The following is a 25,072-nucleotide window of genomic DNA, read 5'->3' on the forward strand; positions in this document are numbered from 1 at the left end:
TCGGTCGGTAAGAACTCGACAGGCCACCGCACGAGGGTTTCCGGGGCGGTCACCGGGGCGCGTCACCGGGGCGGAGCTGCCCGGCCATGACGCCCGGGTGGCGGGCGTATCGCGGGCGTATCCGAAACCGCATACGCCACCGCTACGGTCCACCGTTTCTAATAGGGGCATGGAGCAGAGCGCATCCCAGTCAGCACGGCCCAGCCGTACCCGCCGGACCGTGCTCGTCGGTCTGGCGGTCCTGGGCGTGGCGGGGGTGGCGTTTCTCGTACGGCGGCCGCTCATGATGGCCGGGCCAGCGTGCCTGGCCGGGCGGTGGCACGGCTGCTACGACACGTTCAACGGGCCGCTGCTGATGATGCTGGTGGGGCTGCCGTTGGCCGCGCTGCTGGTGTGGGCGCTGGCGAGCCTTCGGCGGGCCGTCGACCTCGCCTCGGCCTGGCGGATGTCGCTGGCCGAGGTGGGCATGGTCTACGCGACGGTGCCGATGGTGTGGCTGACCCTGCAACCGGGTACGGAGGCCGGCCGGGTGTCCGGCCGGGTGAGTCTGGTCCCGCTGCGGGACCTGGTCACCATGGGCCCGGTCGGGATCGGCGGAAACCTGCTGGTCTTCGCGGCGCTGGGGTTCTTCGCGCCGATCCGGTTCACGGCGCTGGCGTCCGTGCCCCGGATCCTGGCGCTCGGGGCGGGCTGCTCGATCCTGGTCGAGACCGCACAGTACGTCTTCCGACTGGACCGGGTCTCCTCGGTGGACGACGTACTGGTCAACGCCGTCGGTGCGGTGCTGGCCGGGCTGCTGTCCCGGCCCTGGTGGCGCGCGGCGGCTGAGGTGCCGGCGGATCAACCGCGGCCTACGCCGGTGGGTTGAGTCCCGGCCACAGCACGACCGGCGCGCCGGTGGACGCACGGTGGTCGAGGTACGCCGGCCTTTCGGGTTTTCCGGATCCGCTGGCCTGTCCAGGCCACCATAACGGGATGGAACGGACCCGGCCGACGGCCAGTCTCGGCTGACGGGCGGCCGGTGGACAGTCTCCTCGACCCCCTAACCGCGCTGGCCGGCTGGCCGGCGCTGCTGATCATCGGCGCGCTCGCCTTCGGTGAGTCCGCCGCGCTGATCGGTCTCTTCCTGCCCGGCGAGTCCGCGCTGCTGCTGGGCGGCGCGCTGGCCGCGACCGGGCGGGTCGGTCTCGCCGCGATGGTGCTCGTCAGCGTGATCGGCGCCGTCGCCGGGGACAGCGTCGGCTACGAGATCGGCCGGCAGATGGGCGCCCCACTGCGCAACAGCCGGCTCGGCCGCCGGGTGGGTGACCGGCGTTGGGAGCGCGCCGAGGGATTCATGGCCCGGCACGGCCCGGCCGCGGTACTGCTGGGCCGGTGGATCGGGGTCCTGCGGACGCTGGTGCCGGCACTGGCCGGGATGAACCGCATGCCGTACCGACGGTTCCTGCTCTACAACGTGCTCGGCGGGGCGGGCTGGGCCACCGCCGTGGTCATGATCGGTTACCTGGTCGGCGAGTCCTGGCGACGGGTGCAGGACCGACTCGGGCAGGTCGGCGGCGTGCTGGCGGCCGTGGTGGTGGTCGGGCTGCTCGTCTGGTGGGCGATCCACCATCACCGCGCCCGCCGGTAGCCGGCCGTCCCGGACGGCGTCTATCTGAGCACGGCCGCGATCATGGTCTTCAGCCCGTCCGAGATCCGAGCCGCGCCGTCATCGGCCATCAGCAGCCGCTGGACCGGGTCGCTGTGCAGCGAGGCCAGGACCAGGTGCGCGAAGAGATCGGCATCCAGGTCGGGCCGCGCCTCGCGGATCAGGTCGGAGATGTGCCGATGCCAGAGGGCGTGCAGCGGCGGCGGATCGTCCCCCGGAATTTTGGCCTGCACCACGGCCTCCGCGTGATCGAGCGCGGCCAGCAGGCCCTTGTTCCGCGATACGACCTCGATAACGCCGTCAATGAACGCGAGGAGCCGTTCGGGCGCGGGAGCACCCGGACCGAGTGGGGGCGGTCCGTCAACGACGGCCTCCTGTAGAGCCATCGCCCGTTCCTGCGACAGAACAGGGCCCTGGCCCTCGCCGGAGGTCGCCAGACCTGTCGGGTGCCTCAACGGGTGAGCTGCCGTCCGCCCGCCACCGAGACGATCTCACCGTTGACATGGCCGTTCGCACCCGAGCCGAGGTACGCGATCAGGCTCGCGACGTCTTCTGGCGTGCAGATGCGGCGGGTGGGGGTCTGCTCGGATTCGGCATCGACGATCTTCTGCCCGAACCCAGGAAAGGTCAGGGCCCGCTCGGTGAGCGTGAAGCCGGGGCGGACGACGTTGGTGAGGATGCCGTGCGGCGCCTCCCGCACGGCGAAGACGCGGGCGGCTGCCTCGATCGCGGCCTTGCCCGCCGGGTATCCAGCGGCGGCCGGCACCGGCTGATCGACCACATCGGACGAGATCAGGACTACCCGTCCCCAGCCACGCGCCCGCATCCCGGGCAGCACCGCCTCGGTGAGCGTCACGGTGCCGGCGACGTTGACGGTGAGGCCGTGGATCAGGGAGTCCCAGCTCTGCTCGCGGTCCGGCCAGGACACCGCGTTGCCGACGAGGACATCGATGTCGCCGAGCGCGCCCTCGACGGTGGCCACGGCGGAGCTGATCGACTCGGGATCACCCTGATCGAGCCGGACGTCGAGCGCGGCGCCGCCAGACCGGTGGATCGCGGCCACGACCTCGGCGGCCCGCTCCGACCGGGTGTGCCAGCCGACCGCGACCTTTGCCCCCTCCCGGGCGAAGGTCGCGGCGGTCGCGGCCCCGATGTCGCCGGACCCGCCGGTGACGAGAACGACGCGGTTTTTCAAGCGGAGGTCCATCGGTTCCCCAGAAAGATAGTCGGCTACTTAATAGCCGACTATACACATTGGTAGGCTGACTGGATGGATCTCGCCGAGGTGACCCGGCTCAACCGGGCACTGAACAAGATGGCCAAGCTCTACCGCGCCGCGAAGGCGCACGGGTTGGCCACGCTCGGGCTGCACCCCGGTCAGGACGTCCTGCTGTGGGTCCTCGCGCAGTCCGAAGGCGGCATGACCATCTCCGAACTGGCAGCCCGGCTCGGCGTCGAGTCACCCACCGCGACCCGCAGCCTGGCCCGGATGGAGGGGGGCGGGTTGTTCCGCCGTGAACCTGTCCCCGGCGACCGGCGACAGGTTCGGATCGTCGTGACCGATCGGGGTCGCGATCTCCTCCCCTCGATCGAGCGGGTCTGGGCCGAGCTCGCCGAGGAGACCTTCGGTCACCTTCCGACGCCGGACCGCCGACTCGTGGTCGAGTCCCTCGAGAACGCCAACGAGCGGCTACGTCACCTTGTCGGCGAAGCGGCGGAGACGATTCTGGCCACCGAATGAGACCACGCCCGCCGCGCTCGGCGGCGTCGGTCCAGGGCCGGAACGGCGTGTCGGTCCAGGGCCGGAACGGACAGCGTCGCTGTCACCATTCCGAGCCTCCGGCGACGGCCTGAGCGTGTCGAGCGGGCGGGGTTGCGGTGTCCGGGGCGGTGGTCGCCGACCATCGACCGGCATGGCGGAAGACGGCGATCGGATGGTCGAAGCACCCGCTCATCGGCCCGGTCGCCAACACCTCGTCGGCCCGCCCGCAGGCGATGGAGCGACCGCCCCGCAGCAGCAACGCGTGGGTGGTGGTCGTGGGAAGCTCCTCCAGGTGGTGGGTGACCAGCACGCTGGCCGCCTCCGGGGCGGCTTCCCGGAGCCGGTCCAGGCTCTCCAGCAGCTGCTCGCGGGCCCGCAGGTCCAGTCCGGTGGCCGGCTCGTCGAGCAACAGCAGCCGGGGCCGGGGCAGCATGGCTCGGGCGATCAGCGCGCGCCCGCGCTCGCCCTGGGAGAGCAGCTGCCACCGCGTCTCCGCGGCCCGTTCCAGGCCGAACAGCCGGATGAGGTGGTCCGCTCGGTCCACCTCGGCCCCACTCGGTACCCATCTCGGCCGGAGGTCGATCGTGCCGGTCGCTCCGGTGAGCACCACCTCCCGGGCGGTCAGCGGGGACCGGAGCGGATGCCGGGGGTCGACCTGACCGATGAACCGGCGCAGTTGGAAGACGTCCGTACGCCCGAGGCGGTGGCCGAGGATCTCCACCTGCCCCCGGGTGGGGTGCCGATAGGCACCGAGCACGCTGAGCAGGGTGCTCTTGCCCGCACCGTTCGGGCCGATCAGCGCCCAGTGCTCCCCGGCGCGAACCGTGACGCTGATCCGGGCCAGCAGCGGCCTGCCGTCGCGCACGATGTCCACGTCCCGAGCGTCGACCACGAGGGCGCCCGGGTCGGCTGCCGGCCTCACCGTTCCGGCTCGGTCAGGAACACACCCAGGACCAGTGCCACCAGGGGGACCAGACAGAGGATCGTGAAGACACCCTGCGGACCCCAGTGCTCGGCCGCGGTGCCGAGCGCCGGCGCGAAGAGGCCACCGACGCTCACCGCGAGACCCAGCGTCACACCGGCGGCCGTTCCGGGCCGGCTGGGCAGGTAGTCCTGACCCAGCTTGACCAGTACGGCGAACGGGATGTTGAGCGCGATCCCGGCCAGCACGGCGAACACCAGCGGTAGGTACCCGCCGGGGGCGACGCGCAGACCGACCAGGGTGGGAATGGCGATGACCGCGCCGAGCTGGACCGTCCGGACCAGCCCGATCCGGTCGGCGATCCGGCCACCCAGCAGGGTCCCGGTCACGCCACCGACCAGGAAACTGGCCAACGCCGCACCGGCGAGGCCCTTACCCGCGCCGAGATGGCGGATCCAGAACAGCTCGATGAAGGTGATGGCGCCGAAGAAGGCGACCGAGCGGACGGTTTCGATGCCGGTCAGCACCATGAACGGCACCCAGCGGTCCCGGCCGGTACGCGGGACGGTGTTCGCGCCGAGTCGCCGTGGCCGGTTCCGGTACAGCAGTAATCCGATGAGTACGGCCGGCGGGATGAAGAGCACTGTCGCCCCCACCCCCCAGGCGACGAGTGCCGGGGTGGCCACCACGGGAGCCAGGAAGAAACCGACGCTGCCACCGGCGGCGAAGATGCTCATCGCCGTGGTGCTCTCGCCGGCCACCGCTCGGGCCGCCTTGCCGGCCGCCGGATGGAACATCGCCACGCCGAGCCCCGACCCGAGGATCAACAGCCACACGGCGAGATAGCTGTGCATCAGTCCGGAGAGGCCGAGGCCGACCCCGGCGAGGGTGACCCCGCCAGCGGCCAGCCAGTTCAGCCGGTAGCGGTCGACGGCGATCCCGATGAACGGTTGGGGGATGGAACTGCCCAGGGTGGCTGCCAGGGTCAGGCCGGCGACGGCCACGTAGCTGTAATGGCGGTCCAGGACGAAGTACGGCACGCAGGCCGGGACGAGGCCCTGGTACAGGTCGTCCACCGCGTGCGCCGTGGCCCAGAGGCGCATCCTCCGCCAGGTCGAGGGTTGTCCGCCCGGCTCCGCGAGCAGCGGCACTGTCCCACGGGGCGCCGAGATCGCTCGGCCGGATGTGTCGGTCACGGATCGTTCTCCTCACGCACGCTGAAGGAAGCGTGGCCGATCACAAGGGGCGTGGGCTATCGATATTCTGCCTACTTGTGTCGCCAACCAGCCAGGACGTCAACGGGCCGGCCCGGGTCCCGCTGGCCGATCGTGACCGGATCGACTGGCATGACCATGCCCGCCACCAGCTTGTCTACCCCCGCAACGGGGTGCTGGGCGTCTCGACGCCGACGGGAATGTGGATCGTGCCCCCGGAACGGGCGGTGTGGATCCCGGCCGGCGTCGCCCATGCGCACCGGGCCTACGGGCCCACCGAACTGCTCGCGATCATGTTCGACCAGCCGGTGAATCCCCTGGGGGTGGACCGGCCGACGGCGCTCGCCGTCTCCCCGCTGCTGCGCGAGGTGATCATCATCCTCACCGGCGACGATACGGTGACCGCCGGGGAGCGGGAGAACCTCGAGCGCGTCGCCCTCGACCAGCTGCGCCGGGTCGACCCGCTGCACCTCTGCCTGCCGTATCCGGCCGACCCACGCCTGCGCGACCTCGCCGAGATCCTGATCGAGGAACCCACCGACGACCGCACCCTCGCCCAACTGGCCCCGGCGGTGGGGGCGGGCGAGCGCACCCTGACCCGCCTGTTCCGCACCCAGACCGGCATGTCGTTCCCACAGTGGCGCACCCAGCTGCGGCTGCACCACTCGCTGAAGCTGCTCGCCGCCGGCAAGTCGGTCACCGCGACGGCCTCGGCCAGCGGCTACAGCGGACCGAGCGCGTTCATCCAGGCGTTCCGGAACTATTTCGGGGTCACGCCGGGTGACTATCGCCGCGGCGGCACGAAGGGGTCGGGATGAACCCCCGTCCCCTTCGTGCCGCTCGGCCCGGACCGGTCAGTGCGGCGGGTTCTCCTCCGCGTCCCGCAGGGCCTGGCCGGAAGCGCTCTTCAGGCTGGCCGTCCAGGCGTCGAGGCGCTGCCTGAGCGTCAGGCTCGCACCGTTGTACGAGTTGTCGAGCTGGTCGGGGTCCACCGACAGGTCGTACAGCTCGTGTTCGCCCGTGTTGTAGGCGACGTAGTTCAGCGCGCCGTGCGTACCGAGCGTGTTGGGTTTGGCCCTGAGGCCCACGTAGACGGGCGCTCCCCCGCTGGCCAGCGCCTGCGCGTCGCCGGGGTCCTGGGGTTCCAGCAGGTTGTTCTGGGTGTTCGTGTTCAGGGTGCTCGGCCCGGCGTGCTCGTTCAGGAGGGCGAGCCGCCACCGCGACGGGGTGGATCCCTTCAGGAACGGTACGAGCGACCGCCCGTCGACGAAGCTGGGCGGCGTGATCCCGGCCAACTCGGCGAAGGTCGGTGCGAAGTCGACGTTCAGCGTGAACGCGTTGACGACCGCTCCAGCCGGCACGCCCGGGCCCCGGATGACGAGCGGAACGTTCAGGTCCTCCTCGTAGGCGGTGTTCTTGCCGGAGGTCAGCCGGTGCTGGCCCTGGTGGAAGCCGTTGTCGGAGGTGAAGACGAGGTAGGTGTTGTCGAGGACGCCCTGTGCCCGCAGGGTGTCGATCGTGTCCTGGACAAGGTCGGTGACCGCCCGAAGGGACTCCCGGCGCTTCTCGTACAGGGCGTCGATGCTGTCGATCTGGTTCTGCGTGAGCTTCGCCTTGTTCCGGATCCAGGCCGGCTTGTCGCTCACGTCACCCTCGTTGAACGACGGGGTACGCGGGGCCTTGGCGCCGGCGTAGATGCCGTCGTAGCGGGGCGGCGGAGTCGCCGGCCCGTGGGGAGCGAATGGAGCGACGTAGGTGAAGAACGGCTTGTTCGGATAGTTGGTGGTGGTGTTCTTGATGAAGGTGGTCAACTTCTGCGACAACACGTCGACGCCGTAGTCCGACGGGGTGCTCCCGTAATGAACCGTGGTGCCGTTGTCGTTGACGTCGTAGTTGTACTCGGAGTAGGGGCTTCCACCGTTGGGGCTGAACCAGCGGGTCCAGCCGGGTGGGATGTACGTGTTGCTCGGCGCCCCGTTGGGGTAACCGTTCACGTATTTGCCGAACAGCGCGGTCCGGTATCCGGCACCCTGGAGCTGGGTCGCGACGGTCGAGTTTTCCAGGCCCTTGCGGTAGATGTTCTCGAATCCACCACCGGTGGCCGCGTCATTCGTGTAGATCCCCGTGTTGTGGGCGAACTGCCCGCGCAGTATCGACGTCCGGGACGGGCAGCAGAGGGAGAGCTCGACGAACTGCTTGTTGAATGTGGTGCCCTGGCTGGCCAGGAGCGTCTGGAGCCCGGCGTCCTGGGCGAAGACCTCTTCGTTGAGGTCGTCCGTCAGGATGAAGACGATGTTGGGCTGGGTCGTCGCCGCCAGCGCCGACGAGCCCCCGATCCTCGGGCCCGCGTAGGCGACCCCCGCGGACAGGATGAGTGCGAGTGCCAGCGAGAGCGTCAATCTCCAGCGACGTGCCGTGTGCGGTGTCATTCCTTGCGCCCTTTCCTTCCGTACCTTCCGAGCCAACAGCCGACAAGAATTACGATCAAACCCGTCGGCATAGTAGGGATTTGGGACAGAAAAAGCCCAGCGAGCAGCCAACAATGGGCCGGTCGAAAATTGCGGGACAGGCCGATGCGGAAACTCGATGCGGGCAGAGAGGTGCGGAACGGATCGCCGACAGAAACGGGCGAACGAACCTACGGCGACGGGGATTGTTCACCCGCCAGGCTGGACGCACGTGGAGAAGGACGATCACGCCCCCGTCACGCTAACAGAGAGCGCTCGCCTGCCGTCGGAGATCGACGTGAATGCGAGCCACGAGGAATTCCCCTGGCGTCATGTAGGAAATCATATTGGGCGATGTGAGGCCGGTCAATGGGTTGGATACCCCTGTCGACGCGCCGGTTCGCCGCCGTCCCGGACGGACGCCCGGGACGGCGCGCGACGGCTCAGAAGTCGTCGTCGAAGCTGACCGCGCCGGTCACCCCGACCTGGTAGGCCGACACCCGTCGCTCGAAGAAGTTCGACAGCTCCTGCACGTCCTGCAACTCCATGAAGGCGAACGGGTTGGGGCTGCCGTACACCGGCTCGATGCCGAGCATGGCCAGGCGGCGGTCGGCGACATGCTGCAGGTACTGGCGCATGTCGGCCAGCGACATCCCGGAGACCCCCTGTTCGAGCAGGTCCGCGGCGAACTGGACCTCACACTCCACGGCCTCGGTCAGCATGTCCCTGACCTGCCGCTCCATCTCGGCGTCGAACAGGTCCGGCTCCTCGGCCCGGACGGTGTCGACCACGTCGAAGGCGAAGGCCATGTGCATGGACTCGTCCCGGAACACCCAGTTGGTGCCCGAGGCGAGGCCGTGCAGCACACCCCGGGAGCGCAGGAAGTACACGTACGCGAAGGCGCCGTAGAAGAACAGCCCCTCGATGCAGGCGGCGAAGCAGATCAGGTTGAGCAGGAACGCGCGCCGGTCCGCGCGGGTCCGCAGCTCCCGCAGCTCGAAGATCGAGTCGATCCACTTGAAGCAGAACTCGGCCTTCCGGGCGATCGACGGAATGTTCTCCACCGCCGCGAACGCCTCGAACCGCTCCTTCTCGTCCGGAACGTAGGTGTCCAGCAGGTTCAGGTAGAACTGGACGTGTACCGCCTCCTCGAACAGCTGCCGGGACAGGTAGAGGCGGCCTTCCGGGGAGTTGACGTGCTGGTAGAGGTTCAGCACGAGGTTGTTCGCGACGATCGTGTCGCCGGTGGCGAAGAACGCCACCAGCCGGGACACCAGGTGCTGCTCCGCCGGGGACAGCCGGGCCAGATCGGCGAGGTCGGAGTGCAGGTCGACCTCCTCGACGGTCCAGGTGTTCTTGATGGCGTCCTTGAACCGGTCGAAGAACCGCGGGTAGCGCATCGGCCGCAGGGTCAGGTCCATGCCAGGGTCGAGCAGCAGGTGCCGCTCAGCGACGCTGGCGCCGGTGCGGGTTTCGGGACTGGTGGTCACTGGCAGGCCTCGCAGCTTTCGGGGTTCTCCAGGGAACAGGCCAACGCCTCGTCGTCACTCACCGCGACGACCGGCGGGATCGCCGACGCCACCGACCCGACCGGCGCCACGACCGGCGGCACCGGCCCGACCGGAGTGCCGGCTGGCGGCACCGACCCGACCGGATTCACCGTCGGCGTGACGGCGACGGTGGCCTGCTGGATCCGGGTCGCCGGACGCGACCGCAGGTAGTAGGTGGTCTTCAGCCCGGACTTCCAGGCGTACAGGTACATCGAGGAGAGCTTGCCGATGGTCGGCGCGCTCATGAACAGATTCAGCGACTGCGACTGGTCGATGTACGGGGCACGGGCGGCGGCGAGGTCGATCAGGGCCCGCTGCGGAAGCTCCCACGCGGTCCGGAACACCTCCCGGACGTCGGCGGGCAGCTCGGTGATGCCCTGCACCGAGCCCTCCGCGCGTTTGATCTGTTCCCGGATCTGCGCCGTCCACAGGCCACGGGCCTTCAACTCGTCAACCAGGTAGTTGTTGACCTGGAGAAACTCGCCGGACATGGTCTCGCGCTTGAACAGGTTGGACACCTGCGGCTCGATGCACTCGTAGCAACCGGCGATCGACGCGATCGTCGCGGTCGGGGCGATCGCGACGAGCAGCGAGTTGCGCAGCCCGTGCTTGGCGATCGCCGTACGCAGCGCGGCCCACCGCCCGGTCTGGGTGGGCACGGCCCCCCACAGGTCCGGGTGCAGCTCGCCCCGGGCCGCGCGGGTCTGCGCGTACGCCGGATGTGGGCCGGACCGTTCGGCGAGCCCCGCCGAGGTCTCCAGCGCGGTCAGCAGGATCTCTTCCTGCACCCGGGTGGACAGCTCCATCGCCTGGGCCGAGTCGAACGGCAGGCGCAGGGTGAAGAAGGCGTCCTGAAGGCCCATCAGCCCGAGCCCGACCGGCCGCCAGCGCGGGTTCGACGCCGCCGCCTGCTGGGCCGGGTAGTAGTTGATGTCGATCACCCGGTCCAGGAACACCACGGCGGTGCGTACGGTCGCCCGCAGCTTCTCCCAGTCGACGCCGTCGGCGGTCACGTGCGCGCCGAGGTTGATCGAGCCCAGGTTGCAGACCGCGGTCTCGGTGTCGTCGTTGACCTCCAGGATCTCGGTGCACAGGTTCGACAGGTGGATCGTGTTCCCCGGCGTCCCGGTCTGGTTGGACAGCCGGTTCGACGGGTCCTTGAACGTCATCCAGCCGTTGCCGGTCTGCGCCAGGGTGCGCATCATCCGCCCGTACAGGTCCCGGGCCTTGACCGTCCGGACCGCTTTCTTCTCGGCCGCCCGGTACGCCTCGTCGAACGCCTCGCCGAACAGGTCGGGCAGCTCGGGCGCGTCGGACGGGTCGACCAGCGACCACTCGCCGTCCGCCTCGACCCGGCGCATGAACTCGTCCGGGATCCAGTTGGCCAGGTTGAGGTTGTGGGTACGCCGGGCATCCTCACCGGTGTTGTCCCGCAGTTCCAGGAACTCCTCGATGTCCGGGTGCCACGGCTCCAGGTAGACACAGGCCGCGCCCTTGCGCCGGCCGCCCTGGTTGACCGCCGCCACCCCGGCGTCGAGGGTCTTCAGGAACGGCACGATGCCGTTCGACCTGCCGTTCGTGCCCCGGATCAGGGCGCCCCGACCGCGTATCCGCGACCAGGAGATGCCGATGCCGCCGGAGAACTTCGACAGCTTCGCCACCTGGTGGTACCGCTCGTAGATCGAGTCCAGTTCGTCGCGCGGCGAGTCGACCAGGAAACACGACGACATCTGGGTGTGCCGGGTCCCGGAGTTGAACAACGTCGGCGAACTCGGCAGGTACGCCAGCGACGACATCAGCCGGTAGAAGCCGATCGCCTCACCCGGCGTCCGGGACAGCCCGCACGCGACCCGCAACAGCCAGTACTGCGGCGTCTCCACCACCAGCCGCGACTGCGGATGCCGCAGCAGGTACCGGTCGGCGACGGTACGCAGTCCGAAGTACTCGAACCGCAGGTCGCCGGCCGGGTCGACGGCGTCGTCGAGCTTGCGGGCGTTGCGCGCCACGAACGCGGCCGTGTCGTCCCCGATCAGCCCCAGACCGTGGGCGTACCGGATGGACTGGCTGAAGCTCGCCACCTGCTGCCCGCGAACCTCCTTGTCCACGTACGCCGCCAGCAGCCGCGCCGCCAGCCGTGAGTACTGCGGCTCCGTGCCGATCAGCTCGGCCGCCGTCTGGATCGACAGCTTGTCCAACTCGGCGGTGGTCGCGCCGTCGTAGAGACCGCTGATCGTCTTCGTCGCCACCCGCAGCGGATCCACCTCGTCGAGGTCGGCGACCCACCGCTCCACCGCCCGGACGATCTTGTTGACGTCCACCGGCTCGGCATCGCCGTTGCGCTTACGGACCCGCATCACCTGCCGGCGCTGCTCCGGCACCGCCTGCTCCGGCACCATCCGATCCGGCGCTGACTGATCCGGCGCTGGCTGATCCGGCGCGACCCGCTCTCGCGTTGCGGTCATGTCCCCCTCCTCGCACCCGTCCAGATGGTCGACGGACGCGCGGAAGGACGCCACCGGTCGCCCTCGGCATGCCTGCCGACGGCCCGGCTGGTGGCGTCGGCCGTCCCGCGCGGCCTTCGACCGCCGCACGCGACACGTGCGGCGCGCTGGCAGGTCTTCGGACTCGTGGGCGTCGTACTCGTGCCTACTGGCCGTCGCTTCCCAGACCCGAGGATCCAGTGCTGTGTGACGGCGGCCGTTCCCACTCACCGCTGCGGGGCAGTCCCGGATTCCCACCGGGTTCCCTCTTGCCCCGGCTACCGACGGTCGGTAGCCGGACCAGCTGCGGGCAACACCATATATGGGTACGGCGTCCGGAGGAAACACCAGATGCTGTGTCGGGCATGTCACTGTGGATTCGCGGCCGGCCGGGCCCCCGACTCCTCGACGTACCGGCCAGAATGGGCTCCGGCCGGTGCGGAGGGGAGGACCAGCGATGCGAGTGGTGTCCCTGGTCCCGTCGCTGACCGAAGCCGTCGCGGCCACCCTGCCCGGACTCCTCGTCGGCGCCACCGACTACTGCACCCACCCCGCCGGGCTGGCCGTGCCGCGCGTCGGCGGCAGCAAGTACCCCGACCTCGACCGGGTGCTCGCGCTGCGGCCGGACGTCGTACTCATGAACGTCGAAGAGAACCGGCGGTCGGACGCCGAGGCGATCCAGGCGGCCGGGACAACCGTCCGGCTCACCTACCCCCGGACCGTCGACCAGGCCCTCGACGAACTCGCCGACCTGCTGCGACACCTCGGTGCGGACCGGGAGCCCGGGTGGCTGGCCCAGGCACGCGCCGCCTGGGCCAGCCTCACCCCCGCCACACCACCACGCTCCGTCGTCGTCCCGGTCTGGCGACGCCCGTGGATCGTGGCCGGTGGCGACACCTTCGCCGCCGACGTCCTGCGCCGGTTCGGCCTGCACAACCGCTACTCCGAGACCGCCGACAGATATCCCCGACCGACCCTCGACGAACTGCGCGGCACGGCCCCCGACCTGGTCGTGCTGCCCGACGAGCCGTACCCGTTCTCCCGCACCGACGGTCCGGAGGCGTTCCCCGACCTCCCCTGCGCCCTGGTCTCCGGACGCCACCTGACCTGGTACGGGCCCTCACTCGCCGAAGCACCCCGGATCCTGACCGCCCAGCTCGCCCGGTCCGCGCCCGGAACCCACTGACCCCGGCGCCGGGAGATCAGCCGGCCAACTCCCGGACGAGCAACGGCTCGACCTCGACTGACGCCAGCGGGCCGCCCTGAGCACGTAGGGTGGCCAGGGCCCGGCTGGCGCGGCTCTTGACCGTGCCGGGCGAACACCCCAACTGCGCGGCGATCTCCTGTTCGGAAAGGCCCGCCCAGTACCGCAGCACGAGTACCACCCGCTGTTGGGCGGGCAGCTCGCGCAGGGCAGCGAGCACCAGGTGTGCGGTGTCGGTGCTGTCGTACGGGTCGGGCGCGGAACGCTCCGGCAGCACGGCTGCCGGTATCTCGCGCCGCCACATGCGGCGCCCGGCCCGCCAGGCGGCGCGGACCATCACCCGCCGGGTGTACGCCTCCGGGTCGCCGTCGGGGTACAGGCGGCGCCAGGCCCGGTACGTCCTGATCAGCGCCTCCTGGGCAAGGTCCTCGCCGTGCCCACGATCCCCGGTGAGCAACACACCGTGCCGCACCAGCGCGGCGTACCGCGCCGAGACGAACTCGGCGAACCCGTTCGGGCCCGTCAACGGGTTCCGATCCCGAGCAGGCGTAGCAGCTCGTCCATGGCCTGCTGGCTCAACCGCACCCGGCCGCCCTCCGAGGACACCGCCTCGCGGCAGTCGCCGAGGCTGATGACGATCTGAGGGGCCGGGGTGAGGAAGATTTTCCGCGTCTCGGCGGGGTCGGTCACCAGGGGCTCATTCCCCGTCGGCCTCTTTCCCAGAGCGAGTTGAAGGGACGGCAGGGCGGGGTTGGCGCAGGAGTGCCGACCGTCGACCTCCCTGTGCTGGGAGCGGAGCAGTCGCAACACCATGTCGACGCTGCGGGCGTCGGTTACCGAGCCGCCATCCGGCCTGGGGCTGCCGTTCGCGGCCGAGGCGAAAAGGATCGTGGACGAGTCCGGCAGAACGAGGCGGCCGGCACCGGCAGCCGGCCTGACGCCTATCGAGTCGAGGATCCGCTGCTGCTGGGGTCCGGGCACCCGCATCGTCACCCGCACCTGCGACCACGGTAGGAGCAGGCTGTTCCAGTAGTCGTAGCTGGCTGGGTTGACCAGCGGGTCGTTTGGACTGTTGGAGATGGACCGGGCGAGCCACGCAGGTGCGCCTCCGTTGAGCGTGTACGGGCGCGGCGGGAGCCCCGGATGGGGAAGATTTCGCGGACGGTCCGCTTGGTGGCTCTTCTGCCTCTCCTCGATCGACCCGAGCCGGTTCATCCTGACCGGTGGGCCGATCTCCATGGATGCGTACTGGCAGGAATCCTCGTCGGAGGAATAGATCAGAACCGTGTTCTTCAGTTCTCTGCACGGTCCCGTCGGGTCGTCGACGACCACCTGCCACCCCGGCGGGATCGGGATCCTGACGTCGCCGGCCACGACCGTGCGGCCGACGACGCGCGGTGTCGGGGGCTGTGCGGCCACGGTCGCGGCGGCCGGCTCCGTGCGCTCGACCACCTGCGCGCCGGCGGCCACCGCGAGGCCGGACAGCATGACCACGGCCAGCGCGCCCGCCCCGATCGTCCGCCGCCGGGCGGCCCGACCACGGCCGACGATCGCGGGAACCGGATCAGGGTTGGCCGGTTGGAGATCGTTCACCGCCTCATCCAGCAGGGTCCGGAAACGCTCGTTCATGATGGCTCCCTTGGTGGAGGAATCGCGTCAACCTCCCAAAGGCACCGGACCCCGCCGGGGTTCCATCCCGGACCTGTCCTGGCGGGTCCGCCCGAAAGGATGATCCGCGCCTGATCCGGGCGTCCGCCGGTGGTACGACTGCGATTCTCAGCAGGCCGGGACGGACGCGGGCCATCGGTCGTCGGCGTCCGCCTGGTTCCGAGGGAGGGGACCGGATGGATGCTGCGGCGGAACGGTTCGACGTCCTGGTGGTCGGCGGCGGGAAGGCCGGAAAGACGCTGGCGATGGATCTGGCCCGTTCGGGTATGTCGGTGGCGATGGTCGAGCGGGCCATGATCGGTGGCAGCTGCATCAACGTGGCCTGCATTCCGACGAAGGCTCTGGTCACGAGCGCCCGGGCCGCCCGTCTGGTGCGTACCGCCGATGAACTGGGAATTGCCGTCGCGGGCTCGCACGTCGACGTGGATCTCCTGCGCGCCCACAAGGAGGGCGTGGTCGACGGCATGGTGGCCGCGAACCGTCAGCAGTTCACGGAGTCCGGTCTGCACCTGGTGATCGGGACGGCCCGGTTCGTCGCCCCGCGTACGGTGCGGGTGACGCTGCCCGACGGCGGCACCCGGCTGATCCACGGCACCAGCGTGGTGATCAACACCGGCACCCGACCCTTCCTGCCGCCGATCCAGGGTCTCGCCGAGGCAGGGGTGCTCACCAGTGACGATCTTCTGCGCCTGGATCGGTTGCCGCAACGGTTGACGGTGCTGGGCGGCGGCACGGTCGGGGTGGAGTTCGCGCAGATGTTCCGGGCGTTCGGCAGCGCCGTGACCATCATCGAGGCGGGCCCTCGGCTGCTCGCGCGGGAGGAGCCGGAGATCAGTGCCGCGGTGGCGGAGATCTTCGCCGCGGACGGGATCGAGATACGCACCGGCAGCAGGGTGGCCCGGTTGGACCGGAACCCGGACGGGTTGGCGCGGGTGACACTCGAGGACGGCAGCGCGGTTGACGGCGATGCCGTGCTCGTGGCGGTCGGCCGGGCCCCCGTCACGGCGGAACTGGACCTCGAAGCGGCGGGCGTACGGACCGGGGAGCGCGGGTTCGTCGTGGTGGACGAGTACCTGCGGACCAGCGCCGAGGCGACCTGGGCCGCGGGTGACGTCGCGGGCAGTCCGCAGTTCACGCACGCCTCGCTGGATGACTATCGGGTCATCCGGTCCCAGCTCGTGGGCACGCCGCGAAGCACCGCCGGCCGGCTCATCCCGTACACGGTGTTCACCACCCCCGAGCTGGCCCGGGTCGGACTCACCGAGGATGCGGCGCGGTCCGCCGGACACCAGATCCGGGTCGTCCGGCTGCCCGTCGCCGCGATCCCCCGGGCCCGAACGCTGCGGCAGACCACCGGGATGTGGAAAGCGGTGATCGACGCCCACACCGACCGGATTCTCGGCGCCACCCTGCTCGGCGCCGAGGCTGGCGAGGTGATCACCAGTGTCCAGTTGGCGATGCTGGCCGACCTGCCCTGCACCGTGCTGCGCGACGCCGTCATCACGCATCCGACGATGACGGAAGGGCTCAATCTGCTGTTCGCGCAGCTGGCGCCGGAGCCCGTCCGGTGAATCCGCAGGTGCCTGCCGCACGGCGGGCGGGCGCGACCGGCGACGGGTGAGGCGATGATCAGCGACCACGCCTTTCTCGCGGACGGGCACAGCGGTGCCCTCGTGGACCGGTCCGGATCGGTGAACTGGTGGTGCCCCGGTCGTTTCGACGCGCCATCGGTGTTCGGGCGGCTCCTCGACCCCGACGCGGGACACTGGTCCATCAGTCCGGCCCACGACGCGCGCTCCGAATGGTCGTACCTGACCGACACGCTGGTACTGCGCACGGTGCACGTCACGGAACAGGGTTCGGTGGCCGTGGTCGACACCCTCGCGCTGGAACCGGGGGCCCGGGGCCACGATGTCGGCCTGCGTTCGCCCCGGCTGCTCGCCCGGATCGTGTCCGGGCTGTCCGGCGCGGTGTCGATGCGACTGTGCTACCGCCCCCGCTTCGAGTACGGCCGCGTCGCCGCCTTCCTGCGGGAGGAGGACGACGTGTTGACCGCCGGCGCCGGCACCGCTCGGCTGGGGTTGCGCGCGAGCGTGCCGTTGACCTGCGGCGACGGTGAGGCATTCGGCGAGTTCACCGTGTCCGGCGGGCAGACCGAGACCTTCACCCTCGGCTACGCGCCGGCCTACGTCACCGACCCGCCGGCCGTGTACGCCGCCGAGGAGGTCGTCGACAACGCCGTGTCCGGGTGGCGGTCGTGGATCGATCTGCACGACTACCAGGGTCGCTATCGGGATCAGGTACGACGCAGCGCCCTGGTCGTCCAGGGTCTGACCTACCGGCCCAGCGGCGCGATCGTGGCGGCGGCGACCACCTCGCTACCCGAGCAGCTCAATGGTGAGCGGAACTACGACTACCGTTTCGTCTGGGTGCGCGACTTCAGCTTCACCCTGGAGGCGTTGTGGCGGGCCGCCTGCTCCGACGAGGTCAACCGGCAGTTCGGGTGGCTGGGCCGGGCGATGGGCCGGGTTGGCGACGATCTGGTGCCGATCATGTACGGGGTCCAGGGCGAGCGGGATCTCACCGAGCACCGACTGGACCACCTGACCGGATACGCCGACAGTCGACCCGTCATGATCGGCAACGACGCGTGGCGGCAGCGTCAGACCGACGTTCCGGGTGAGGCGCTCGGCGCGGCGTGGCTGATGCGCGATCATCTCGACGATCCGCTGCCCACCGACATCCGCCACCTGCTGCGTACGCTGGCCGACCGGACCGTCACCGACTGGCGGTTACCCGACGCCGGCATGTGGGAGGCCCGGGACACGCAGCGGCATCACCTCTCGTCGAAGGTGCAGTGCTGGACCGCGCTGGACCGGGCGGTGCGCTTCGGCGCGCGACTCGGCGAGCCGGCGGACATCGCCCGCTGGGCTGCCGCCCGGGACGAGGTGCGCGAGACCGTGCTCGTCCATGGCTGGAACGAATCTCTGGGCGCCTACACCGGCACGTTGGACGGCGCGGAGCTGGACGCCTCGGTGCTGCTGATGCCGCTTGTCGGTTTCCTCCCCGCGCACGTACCCCGGATGCGCTCCACCATCTCGGTGATCGAGCGGCGGTTGTCCCACGACGGCCTGGTACGCCGCTGGGAGGGCGATCCGGCCGGCTTCGTCATCTGCTCGTTCTGGCTGGTGTGCTGCCTCATCCTGGCCGGTGACCACGACCGGGCCGAGCGGCTGTTCGAGGATCTCGTCGGCCGGGCCAGTGACCTGGGTCTGTTCGCCGAACAGCTCGACCCGTTCACCGGCGAGCAACTGGGCAACTTTCCGCAGGCGTTCTCCCACATCGGCCTCATCAACGCCGCGGGCAGGCTGAGCGACCTCACCGGCGGCACCCCCGGGATGGGCGGCGAACCGTCCGACCACCGTCTGCCCCGAAGGACGTCGGGCCGGTCCGACGCGGAGGCCCGGTCCGGTGCGGTGGTGACGGATGCGGACCTCGACAGGGGGTAAGCGCGACCAGCCGAGACCGACCGTGGGCGCTCCCGGGAACCCCGGGCACAGGGACAGGAGAGGGCACATGTCGTACGACCATGGGGCCGCGGAACCGCCGGCCGTCCGGCGTACCGAGTTGCAGCGGCATCCGGCGTCCGTGCCGGGCCGGTTGATCGTCCAGACGCTGTTCGAGATCCCGGTGGGGCTGGCGTCGGGCCGGCACCGGCATCCCGGCGAGGAGGTGGGTTTCCTCATCCACGGCACGGTCGCGATGGAGTTCGACGACCGCCCCACCCTGACCATCCAGGCCGGGCAGCCCTTCCTGATTCCCCCCGGAATCGTGCACAACGCCCGGAACATCACCGACGACGTCACCACCATGATGCTCTCGACGTACTTCGTCGACGCGCACGAGCCGTTGGTCACCCAGTGCGACTGACGGGCTCTCCCGCGCCACCAGCCCAGCGCCGGCCCGCGCCTGACCCGCGCCAAGGTCATCTTCCTACTCGTCGGACGCCGCGCGGCTACGGCGCCAATACTCGGGACAAGGGGTCCGGCCAGGTCGGGGACGATGCGGTCTCCGGGTCGCGCCCATCAGGGGGACACATGGTTTCCGTGTACCACCGCACCGCCAAGATCGACGGCATGGACGTCTTCTACCGGGAGGCGGGTCCGGTCGACGCACCGGCGGTGGTGCTGCTGCACGGCTTCCCCAGCAGTTCCTTCATGTTCCGTGAGCTGATCCCGCTGCTCGCCGACCGGTATCACGTGATCGCTTCCGACCACATCGGGTACGGCTCATCCGCCGCACCCGCACCGGAGACGTTCCCGTACACCTTCGACGCGCTGACCGACGTGACGGCCAAACTGCTGGCGCATCTGAAGGTCCGGAAGTACGCCGTCTACATGCACGACTACGGCGCCCCGATCGCGCTGCGGCTCGCCCTGGGTAGCCCGGAGAGCATCACGGCGATCATCACCCAGAGCGGCAACGCCTACATGGACGGGTTCGGGGAGAAGTTCTGGGCGCCGCTGTTCGCCTACGCCAAGAATCCGGGGCCGGAAACCGAACCCGGCGTACGCCAGGCCCTGCAACCGGAAACCACCCGCTGGCAGTTCTACCACGGCGTGTCCGACCCGGCGCTGGTCAGTCCGGACGGCTGGCGGCACGCCCAGGAAATCATCGACCGGCCCGGTAATGACCGGATCCAGATGCACCTGGTCGAGGACTACAAGACGAACCTCCCCCTGTACCCGAAGGCGCAGCAGTACCTCCGGGACAGCAAGGTTCCCGTGCTCGCCGTCTGGGGTCGCAACGACGAGATCTTCGTTCCGGCCGGCGCCACCGCCTTCCAGAACGACTCGCCCGACGCCGAGGTGCATCTCATCGATGCCGGGCACTTCGCCCTGGAGAGCCACCTGGACGTCATCGCCGGTTACGCCCGAGGCTTCCTGGGCCGCACGCTCGGCTGAGCCCTCTCGCCCGGCCCGATCACCCATCTCGCCAGAAGGAGACACCATGGCCAACTCGTCTTCAGGTTCCGGCCGACCGACGGTCGTCCTGGTACACGGAGCCTTCGCCGACAGTTCCGGCTGGAACGGCGTGGTGGCCCGGCTGATGGCCACCGGCGTCACGGTGATGGCGGTGCCCAATCCGCTACGTGGCCTCGCGGAGGACGCCGCCTACGTGGCGAGTGCGCTGCGCCAGGTACCGGGACCGGTACTCGCGGTGGGCCACTCCTACGGCGGGGCGGTCATCACCAACGCCGCCTCGCGCGCCGACAACGTCGTCGGCCTGGTCTATGTGGCCGCGTTCGCTCCCGAGGAGGACGAGACCCTCATGGACATCGAGGGCAACTCCAAGGACAGCGTCCTGACTCCCTCCTTGCTTCAGGTGCAGTATCCGACCGCGAACGGCACCGAGACGGAATTCCTCATCGATCCGGCGAAGTTCCATGACGCGTTCGCCGCCGATGTCGCCGAGCAGGACGCCGCCGTGATGGCGGCCACCCAACGCCCGATCTCCGCGCTCGGCTTCTCCACACCCACCACGGATCCCGCCTGGAAGAAACTGCCCTCCTGGGCCGTCGTCGCCACCGGCGACAAGGCCGCCGGAAGCGACGCCGTGCTCCACATGGCCGAACGCGCCGGCGCCACGATCACCCAGGTCGACGCCTCGCACGTCGTCATGGTCACCCAGCCGCAGACCGTCACCGACGTCATCACGCAGGCCCTCGACAGCGTCTCCCGGTGAACCGGCCGGCACGGGTTCGCGCTTCTCAGTCCAGCGGCTGACGACCGAGGGCCCGCGCCTCCCGTCCGGCCAGGACCCATCCGCCGAGGTACGCGACGAGCGGCAGGCCGATCAGGATGGCGGTCAGATCGAGCACCGGCGGGTGGGCCAACCAGTGCGCCTCCCGGTGGTACCAGGCCAGCAGCGCCAGGTAGGCGCAGGCGGTGCCGATGACCGCCCCACCCAGCGCCAGGACCCCGGCGGTGGCCGCGGTGAGCGCCCGCCGGGTACCTCGCCGGGCGCCGGTCGCGGCGAGGGTGCGCAGGTCACCGGCCGTTTCGTTGCGAATCAACCCAACGGTCATGGCGAGCACGCCGAGGGCCAGGATGACGCCCGCCGCGGTGAAGTTGTTCGCCAGCCGGGCCTGATCCGCACCGGTCGGGCGCGATTCGACGTTGAGTCCGACCGCCGCCGCCGTCTGCCGGGCCTTGTCGAGCTGCGTCGGGGTCAGCGCGTCCGGTGCCTTGATCAGCCAGCCGACCGGGATCGTCGTCAGGTGCATCCGGTTGCGGGTCAGGCCGTACGGCGTGATCAGCACGTTCGGTAGCGACCCGTAGCTGGGCAGGGTGACGTGCCGCAGGGTCGGGTGCCAGTCGCGTGCGCCGCCGCCGATCAGGTCGTACCCGGCGATGCTCGCCCGGGGAGTCAGCAGGTCGCTGTCGGCGTTGATGCTCGCCGGGTCGATGCCGTAGTACGCCAGCAGTTCGGGCGTGGCGACGAACACCGGCACCGTTTCGCTGCTGCTGTACCTGACTCCGCCGTCCACCGCGTGTGGCTTGCCCAGCCCGACCGGCGGCCGGCCGCCACGTTCAGGCCGACCCTCCGGGTTGATGGCACCGGTGAGCGGGAGCACCGGACCGGCGCGCAGGTCGGCGGCGATGGTGTCGACCTGCTTGCGCATCGCCTCGACCTGGCTGGCGGAGACGATCGGCACCGGCCCGTCCATGGCCTCCGGCGACAGCCAGACGATGACCTGATCGGCGGGCAGGTTTCCCCCGATGGGGGCCGCCGCCTTCGCCACCGTGACGCCGGCGCTCAGGGCGACCACGGCGGCGATGCCGACGGCCAGCGTGATCGCGGCCAGTGCCGCGCTGGAGCGGGCCCGGTATCGCGCCAGATCCCGCATCGCCAGCCGGGCCGCCAGCGGAGCGTGGCGCCCGAGCCGTCCGATGGTGGCGATGCCGATCGGGGCGAGCAGCAGCAGGGCGATCGCCGTGGCCAGCACACCTCCGAGGATGAACGGCACCTTCGTCTGCTGCGCCAGGAACAGCGCGGCCAGGCCGACGATCAGCAGCACCGCGCCGAACGTCGCGAACCGGTGGACCGGCCGGGGTGGTGCGGGCCGCGCGGACAGGGCGGCGGTGGTAGGGACGCGCGCGACGGTGCGCGCCGGCCACCAGGCTGCCACGACGGCGGTGATGGTGGCCAGCAGGACGGCCAGCAGCAGCGGGGTCCAGGGCAGCTGGAACCGGTCGACGCGGTGGCCGAGTGACGGTTCCAGCCGAGGGCTCAACGCGATCCAGCCGGCGATCCCGACGAGCGCGCCCGCGAGGGCGCCGACCCCGCCGGTGACCACCCCGTTGACCAGCAGGACCAGCCGGATGTGCCGGTGACTCGCGCCGATCGCGCCGAGCATGCCGATCGCGCGCAGTCGCCGCTGGGCCAGCACGGTGAAGCCGGCCACCGCCAGCAGGCCGACGAACACCAGCCCGATGGTGGCCAGCATGAGCACCAGCAGGCTGGAACTGTCCGGGTCGGTGGAGCGGACCTGGACCCCCGCGCCCGCCGGCCGCGGTTTCGCGACGAAGTCCGGCTGGGATGCCCGGATCAGCACGTCGACGTGATCCGGCGCGGTGGCCTCACCGGGCGCCAGGAGGGCGAACAGGTCGTGCAGGTTGAGGGGGTTCTCCACCAGGCCGACCACGGTCCGCCGCCGGCCGTCCCGGTCCCAGGCGTCGCCGATGCGCAGGCCGAAGGTCGTCGCCACCCGCTCGGTGACGGCGATCTCGTCGGGGCCCTGCGGCCAGCGCCCGGAGTCCAGCCGCAGCATCGTCCGCCCGTACGGCCCCTGCGGGTCCTGCGTGCGCAGGTCGACCCCGTCTGCCGAGCCGGGTACCGGAATCGTCCGGCCGTGTCCGATCACGTCGACCGTCCCGAACGAGGCGCGCAGCGTGCCGAGGTCGGCCGCGAGTTGGGCATCGGTGCCCTGCAACGTCACCAGGTGGTCGGCGGTGCCGAAGACGGATGCCTCCGACGGGGCGTTGGCGCCGACGCCGAGGCCCACCGTGGTTGCCGCCACGGCGATCAGCAGCAGAGCCAGCACGATCGCCTGCTGGCGCCACTCGCGGCGGAACAGCCGCCAGGCCCAGCGCACCACGGCGCGTCGCGCCGGCATCCCGCCGTGACCGGCGCCGAGCGCCAGCGGCGGATCCTGCACAGCGACGCTCATCGGGAGCTCGCCTCCTCGGCCAGCAGGGTGTCCGGACCCGGGCGCGGAGCCGTGCGGTCGACGATGCGGCCGTCGCGGATGAACACGACCCGGTCGGCCCAGGACGCGAGCTGCGCGTCGTGCGTCACCACCACCGCACCCACCCCACGCTTGCAGGCGGTCAGGATCATCCGCATCACGGCCTCCCCGCCGGCCGAGTCGAGCGCGCCGGTCGGCTCGTCAGCCAGCACCAGCCGGCGGTCCCCGACGACGGCGCGGGCGATCGCCACCCGCTGGCGCTCGCCACCGGAAAGCTGGTCCGGGAACCGGGACGCCCGGTCGGCCAGGCCCAACTCCTCCAGTACGCGCAGGCCGGCCGCGCGGGCCCGGCCCGCCGACACGCCGTCGAGCTCCAGCGGCAGCGCCACGTTCTCAGCGGCGGTGAGCCCGGGCAGCAGGTTGAAGTCCTGGAACACGTAGCCGATGGTCCGCCGGCGCAGCCGGGTCCGGTCCTCCCGGGACATTCCGGCCAGGGACCGCCCAGCCACCAGCACCTCGCCGGCCGTCGGCGTCTCCAGCGCGCCAGCGATGGTCAGCAGCGTGCTCTTGCCCGAGCCGCTGGGGCCCATCACCGCGACCATCTTGCCCGGCTCGACGGTCAGGTCCACCTCCCACAGCGCGCGCACCTCGTCGACACCGTCCAGGTACGTCTTCGAGACCGCCCGCAGTTCCAGCACCCCACTCACCGGCGTACCCCCGCCCGGCGTCGGATGCGCGGCGCCGGAGATCTCGCCGGGGCCGGTGGTTCGAGCGCGGCCCGCCGCAACCGGCCGTCGGCGGTGTCGAGCCACCGCACGACGGAGTCGAGCCGGTACAGCTCGGCGTCCAGCACCAGCGCCAGGCCGAGGTCCAGATCGCCCTCTTCGTCCTTGAGCCGGGTCCACTGCTGCATCAGCTCGACCAGGTACCGCCGGTGCGACTGGATGACCTCGTGCACGTCGACGTCAGCCAGCCGCATCGCGACCAGGATCTTGATCACCAGCTCGTCGCGTGGCGGCGAGGCCAGGTCGGGCGGCGTACGGAGCCAGCCGGCCAGCTCATCGGCGCCCTCGGCGGTGATCCGGAACCCCTTCTGCGGACCGGGTTCGGTGTCGTCGTCGGATTCGATCAGGCCGTCGCGCTCCAGGCGCTGCAGGGTGGTGTAAACCTGGCCGACGTTGAGCGGCCAGACCTCGCCGGTGCGGGCCTCGAACTCCTCGCGCAACTGCAGGCCGTACTTCGGGCCTTCGCTCAGCAACGCCAGCAACGCGTGCCGGACGCTCACGCCAGCACTCCACTCGATATCATGCCGGGTAGCATACTCGGTATATAAAACTTGTCCAGGACCGTCGTCCCAAGGCCGGGCGCCGTCCCAAGGGGCAGGGCCCGGAGCCGTTGGCTCCGGGCCCTGTCGGTCCTGGTGCGAAGGATTGCCTCGGATCCGTCGGTCAGGGGCTGGTGCAGGAGACGACGCTGGGCGCCGCGTTGCTGCTCGCGTTGGCCAGGAAGCCGAAGGTGGTCGAGGCGTTCGCGCCGACGGAACCGTTGTACGAGGCGTTGCTGACACTGACCGTGCCGGTGGTTCCGGTGTTCACACCGTTCCAGACCTGGGCGAGGGTCTGCCCACCGGCCAGCGTCAACCGTACGGTCCAGCCGTTGAGGGTGCTGGAACCGTTGTTGGCCACGGTGACCTCACCCTGGAAGCCACCGCCCCAGCTGTTGATCATCTTGTAACTCGCGGTGCAGGCACCCGGCTGCCCGGTGGGCGGCCCGCTGGTCGGGGGCGCGCTCGTCGGCGGGTTGCTGGTGGGCGGTGCGCTGGTGGGTGGGTTGCTGGTCGGGGGTGCGCTGGTGGGTGGGTTGCTGGTGGGTGGGGTGCCGGGGACGGTGGTGGTGGCGTTGTTGAGGGCGTTGAGGACTGCGGTG

General features: G+C 70.5%; 24 protein-coding genes and 1 riboswitch. Of the genes, 10 read left to right on the forward strand and 14 right to left on the reverse strand.

What is annotated here, in order from left to right:
* The first annotated feature begins 169 nt into the window (after window positions 1–169).
* Window positions 170–868 carry a VanZ family protein gene (locus ACXN5W_RS16105; RefSeq protein WP_473159100.1) on the forward strand — a complete coding sequence of 233 codons (699 nt, stop codon included), beginning with the start codon at window positions 170–172 and terminating at the stop codon, window positions 866–868.
* Between the two features lie 153 nt (window positions 869–1,021).
* Window positions 1,022–1,630, forward strand: a complete 609-nt coding sequence (locus ACXN5W_RS16110; RefSeq protein ID WP_473159101.1) for a DedA family protein — start codon at window positions 1,022–1,024, stop codon at window positions 1,628–1,630.
* 20 nt (window positions 1,631–1,650) lie between these two features.
* On the opposite strand, the gene ACXN5W_RS16115 is transcribed toward ACXN5W_RS16110, so the two are convergent.
* Together ACXN5W_RS16115 and ACXN5W_RS16120 are read right to left on the reverse strand one after the other, a co-directional pair.
* Window positions 1,651–2,034: a hypothetical protein gene (locus ACXN5W_RS16115; RefSeq protein WP_473159102.1), complete on the reverse strand. Its 384-nt coding sequence runs from the start codon at window positions 2,032–2,034 to the stop codon at window positions 1,651–1,653.
* Between the two features lie 65 nt (window positions 2,035–2,099).
* Entirely contained in the window at window positions 2,100–2,843 is a 744-nt protein-coding gene (locus ACXN5W_RS16120; RefSeq protein WP_473159103.1) for an SDR family NAD(P)-dependent oxidoreductase, read from the reverse strand.
* A 75-nt stretch (window positions 2,844–2,918) separates the two neighbouring features.
* Here ACXN5W_RS16120 and ACXN5W_RS16125 point away from each other — a divergent pair, with 75 nt between their 5' ends.
* Window positions 2,919–3,389, forward strand: a complete 471-nt coding sequence (locus ACXN5W_RS16125; protein ID WP_473159104.1) for a MarR family winged helix-turn-helix transcriptional regulator — start codon at window positions 2,919–2,921, stop codon at window positions 3,387–3,389.
* Window positions 3,390–3,471: 82 nt separating this feature from the next.
* On the opposite strand, the gene ACXN5W_RS16130 is transcribed toward ACXN5W_RS16125, so the two are convergent.
* A complete protein-coding gene (locus ACXN5W_RS16130) occupies window positions 3,472–4,284 on the reverse strand; it encodes an ABC transporter ATP-binding protein (protein WP_473159105.1) in 813 nt (270 codons plus the stop codon).
* Between the two features lie 44 nt (window positions 4,285–4,328).
* Window positions 4,329–5,528 (reverse strand): MFS transporter, encoded by a 1,200-nt coding sequence (locus ACXN5W_RS16135; RefSeq protein ID WP_473159106.1) that lies wholly within the window; start codon window positions 5,526–5,528, stop codon window positions 4,329–4,331.
* Between the two features lie 77 nt (window positions 5,529–5,605).
* On the opposite strand from ACXN5W_RS16135, the gene ACXN5W_RS16140 reads away from it, so the two are divergent.
* Window positions 5,606–6,364, forward strand: a complete 759-nt coding sequence (locus ACXN5W_RS16140; protein ID WP_473159107.1) for an AraC family transcriptional regulator — start codon at window positions 5,606–5,608, stop codon at window positions 6,362–6,364.
* Window positions 6,365–6,400: 36 nt separating this feature from the next.
* Here ACXN5W_RS16140 and ACXN5W_RS16145 read toward each other — a convergent pair whose 3' ends face one another.
* The 4 genes from ACXN5W_RS16145 to ACXN5W_RS16160 all read right to left on the reverse strand — a co-directional run bounded on the left by ACXN5W_RS16145 (window position 6,401) and on the right by ACXN5W_RS16160 (window position 12,005).
* Window positions 6,401–7,945, reverse strand: a complete 1,545-nt coding sequence (locus ACXN5W_RS16145; protein ID WP_473159108.1) for a sulfatase family protein — start codon at window positions 7,943–7,945, stop codon at window positions 6,401–6,403.
* A gap of 310 nt (window positions 7,946–8,255) precedes the next feature.
* Window positions 8,256–8,339, reverse strand: a complete 84-nt coding sequence (locus ACXN5W_RS16150; RefSeq protein ID WP_473159126.1) for a putative leader peptide — start codon at window positions 8,337–8,339, stop codon at window positions 8,256–8,258.
* A gap of 97 nt (window positions 8,340–8,436) precedes the next feature.
* Entirely contained in the window at window positions 8,437–9,483 is a 1,047-nt protein-coding gene (locus ACXN5W_RS16155; protein WP_473159109.1) for a ribonucleotide-diphosphate reductase subunit beta, read from the reverse strand.
* Window positions 9,480–12,005: a ribonucleoside-diphosphate reductase subunit alpha gene (locus ACXN5W_RS16160; protein WP_473159110.1), complete on the reverse strand. Its 2,526-nt coding sequence runs from the start codon at window positions 12,003–12,005 to the stop codon at window positions 9,480–9,482. Before ACXN5W_RS16160 ends, ACXN5W_RS16155 begins: the two co-directional genes overlap by 4 nt.
* A gap of 131 nt (window positions 12,006–12,136) precedes the next feature.
* Window positions 12,137–12,343: riboswitch (cobalamin riboswitch) on the reverse strand.
* Window positions 12,344–12,480: 137 nt separating this feature from the next.
* On the opposite strand from ACXN5W_RS16160, the gene ACXN5W_RS16165 reads away from it, so the two are divergent.
* Window positions 12,481–13,209: a helical backbone metal receptor gene (locus ACXN5W_RS16165; protein ID WP_473159111.1), complete on the forward strand. Its 729-nt coding sequence runs from the start codon at window positions 12,481–12,483 to the stop codon at window positions 13,207–13,209.
* A 16-nt stretch (window positions 13,210–13,225) separates the two neighbouring features.
* Here the strand turns inward: ACXN5W_RS16165 and ACXN5W_RS16170 are convergent, their stop codons facing one another.
* Window positions 13,226–13,753 carry a SigE family RNA polymerase sigma factor gene (locus ACXN5W_RS16170; protein WP_473159112.1) on the reverse strand — a complete coding sequence of 176 codons (528 nt, stop codon included), beginning with the start codon at window positions 13,751–13,753 and terminating at the stop codon, window positions 13,226–13,228.
* A complete protein-coding gene (locus ACXN5W_RS16175) occupies window positions 13,750–14,856 on the reverse strand; it encodes a hypothetical protein (RefSeq protein ID WP_473159113.1) in 1,107 nt (368 codons plus the stop codon). The genes ACXN5W_RS16170 and ACXN5W_RS16175 overlap by 4 nt, the downstream gene beginning before the upstream one ends.
* Window positions 14,857–15,071: 215 nt before the next feature.
* On the opposite strand from ACXN5W_RS16175, the gene ACXN5W_RS16180 reads away from it, so the two are divergent.
* From ACXN5W_RS16180 to ACXN5W_RS16200, 5 genes are all read left to right on the forward strand, one after another.
* The gene (locus ACXN5W_RS16180; protein WP_473159114.1) at window positions 15,072–16,466 is read left to right on the forward strand and encodes a dihydrolipoyl dehydrogenase family protein; all 1,395 of its coding nucleotides are present in this window, start codon (window positions 15,072–15,074) and stop codon (window positions 16,464–16,466) included.
* 54 nt (window positions 16,467–16,520) lie between these two features.
* The gene (locus tag ACXN5W_RS16185; protein ID WP_473159115.1) at window positions 16,521–18,404 is read left to right on the forward strand and encodes a glycoside hydrolase family 15 protein; all 1,884 of its coding nucleotides are present in this window, start codon (window positions 16,521–16,523) and stop codon (window positions 18,402–18,404) included.
* A gap of 67 nt (window positions 18,405–18,471) precedes the next feature.
* The gene (locus tag ACXN5W_RS16190; protein ID WP_473159116.1) at window positions 18,472–18,825 is read left to right on the forward strand and encodes a cupin domain-containing protein; all 354 of its coding nucleotides are present in this window, start codon (window positions 18,472–18,474) and stop codon (window positions 18,823–18,825) included.
* Window positions 18,826–18,992: 167 nt separating this feature from the next.
* Window positions 18,993–19,859, forward strand: coding sequence for an alpha/beta fold hydrolase (locus ACXN5W_RS16195; protein ID WP_473159117.1), 867 nt, complete (start codon window positions 18,993–18,995; stop codon window positions 19,857–19,859).
* Window positions 19,860–19,905: 46 nt separating this feature from the next.
* Window positions 19,906–20,640, forward strand: a complete 735-nt coding sequence (locus ACXN5W_RS16200; protein ID WP_473159118.1) for an alpha/beta fold hydrolase — start codon at window positions 19,906–19,908, stop codon at window positions 20,638–20,640.
* A 25-nt stretch (window positions 20,641–20,665) separates the two neighbouring features.
* Here the strand turns inward: ACXN5W_RS16200 and ACXN5W_RS16205 are convergent, their stop codons facing one another.
* From ACXN5W_RS16205 to ACXN5W_RS16220, 4 genes are all read right to left on the reverse strand, one after another.
* The gene (locus tag ACXN5W_RS16205) at window positions 20,666–23,128 is read right to left on the reverse strand and encodes an FtsX-like permease family protein (protein ID WP_473159119.1); all 2,463 of its coding nucleotides are present in this window, start codon (window positions 23,126–23,128) and stop codon (window positions 20,666–20,668) included.
* Complete coding sequence (locus ACXN5W_RS16210; protein WP_473159120.1) at window positions 23,125–23,853, reverse strand: ABC transporter ATP-binding protein; 729 nt, start codon at window positions 23,851–23,853, stop codon at window positions 23,125–23,127. The genes ACXN5W_RS16205 and ACXN5W_RS16210 overlap by 4 nt, the downstream gene beginning before the upstream one ends.
* A complete protein-coding gene (locus ACXN5W_RS16215) occupies window positions 23,850–24,431 on the reverse strand; it encodes a PadR family transcriptional regulator (protein ID WP_473159121.1) in 582 nt (193 codons plus the stop codon). Before ACXN5W_RS16215 ends, ACXN5W_RS16210 begins: the two co-directional genes overlap by 4 nt.
* A 163-nt stretch (window positions 24,432–24,594) precedes the next feature.
* A partial coding sequence (locus ACXN5W_RS16220; RefSeq protein WP_473159122.1) for a cellulose binding domain-containing protein occupies window positions 24,595–25,072 on the reverse strand: 478 nt, incomplete at its 5' end.

The sequence above is a fragment of the Plantactinospora sp. A48 genome (genome assembly GCF_055793945.1).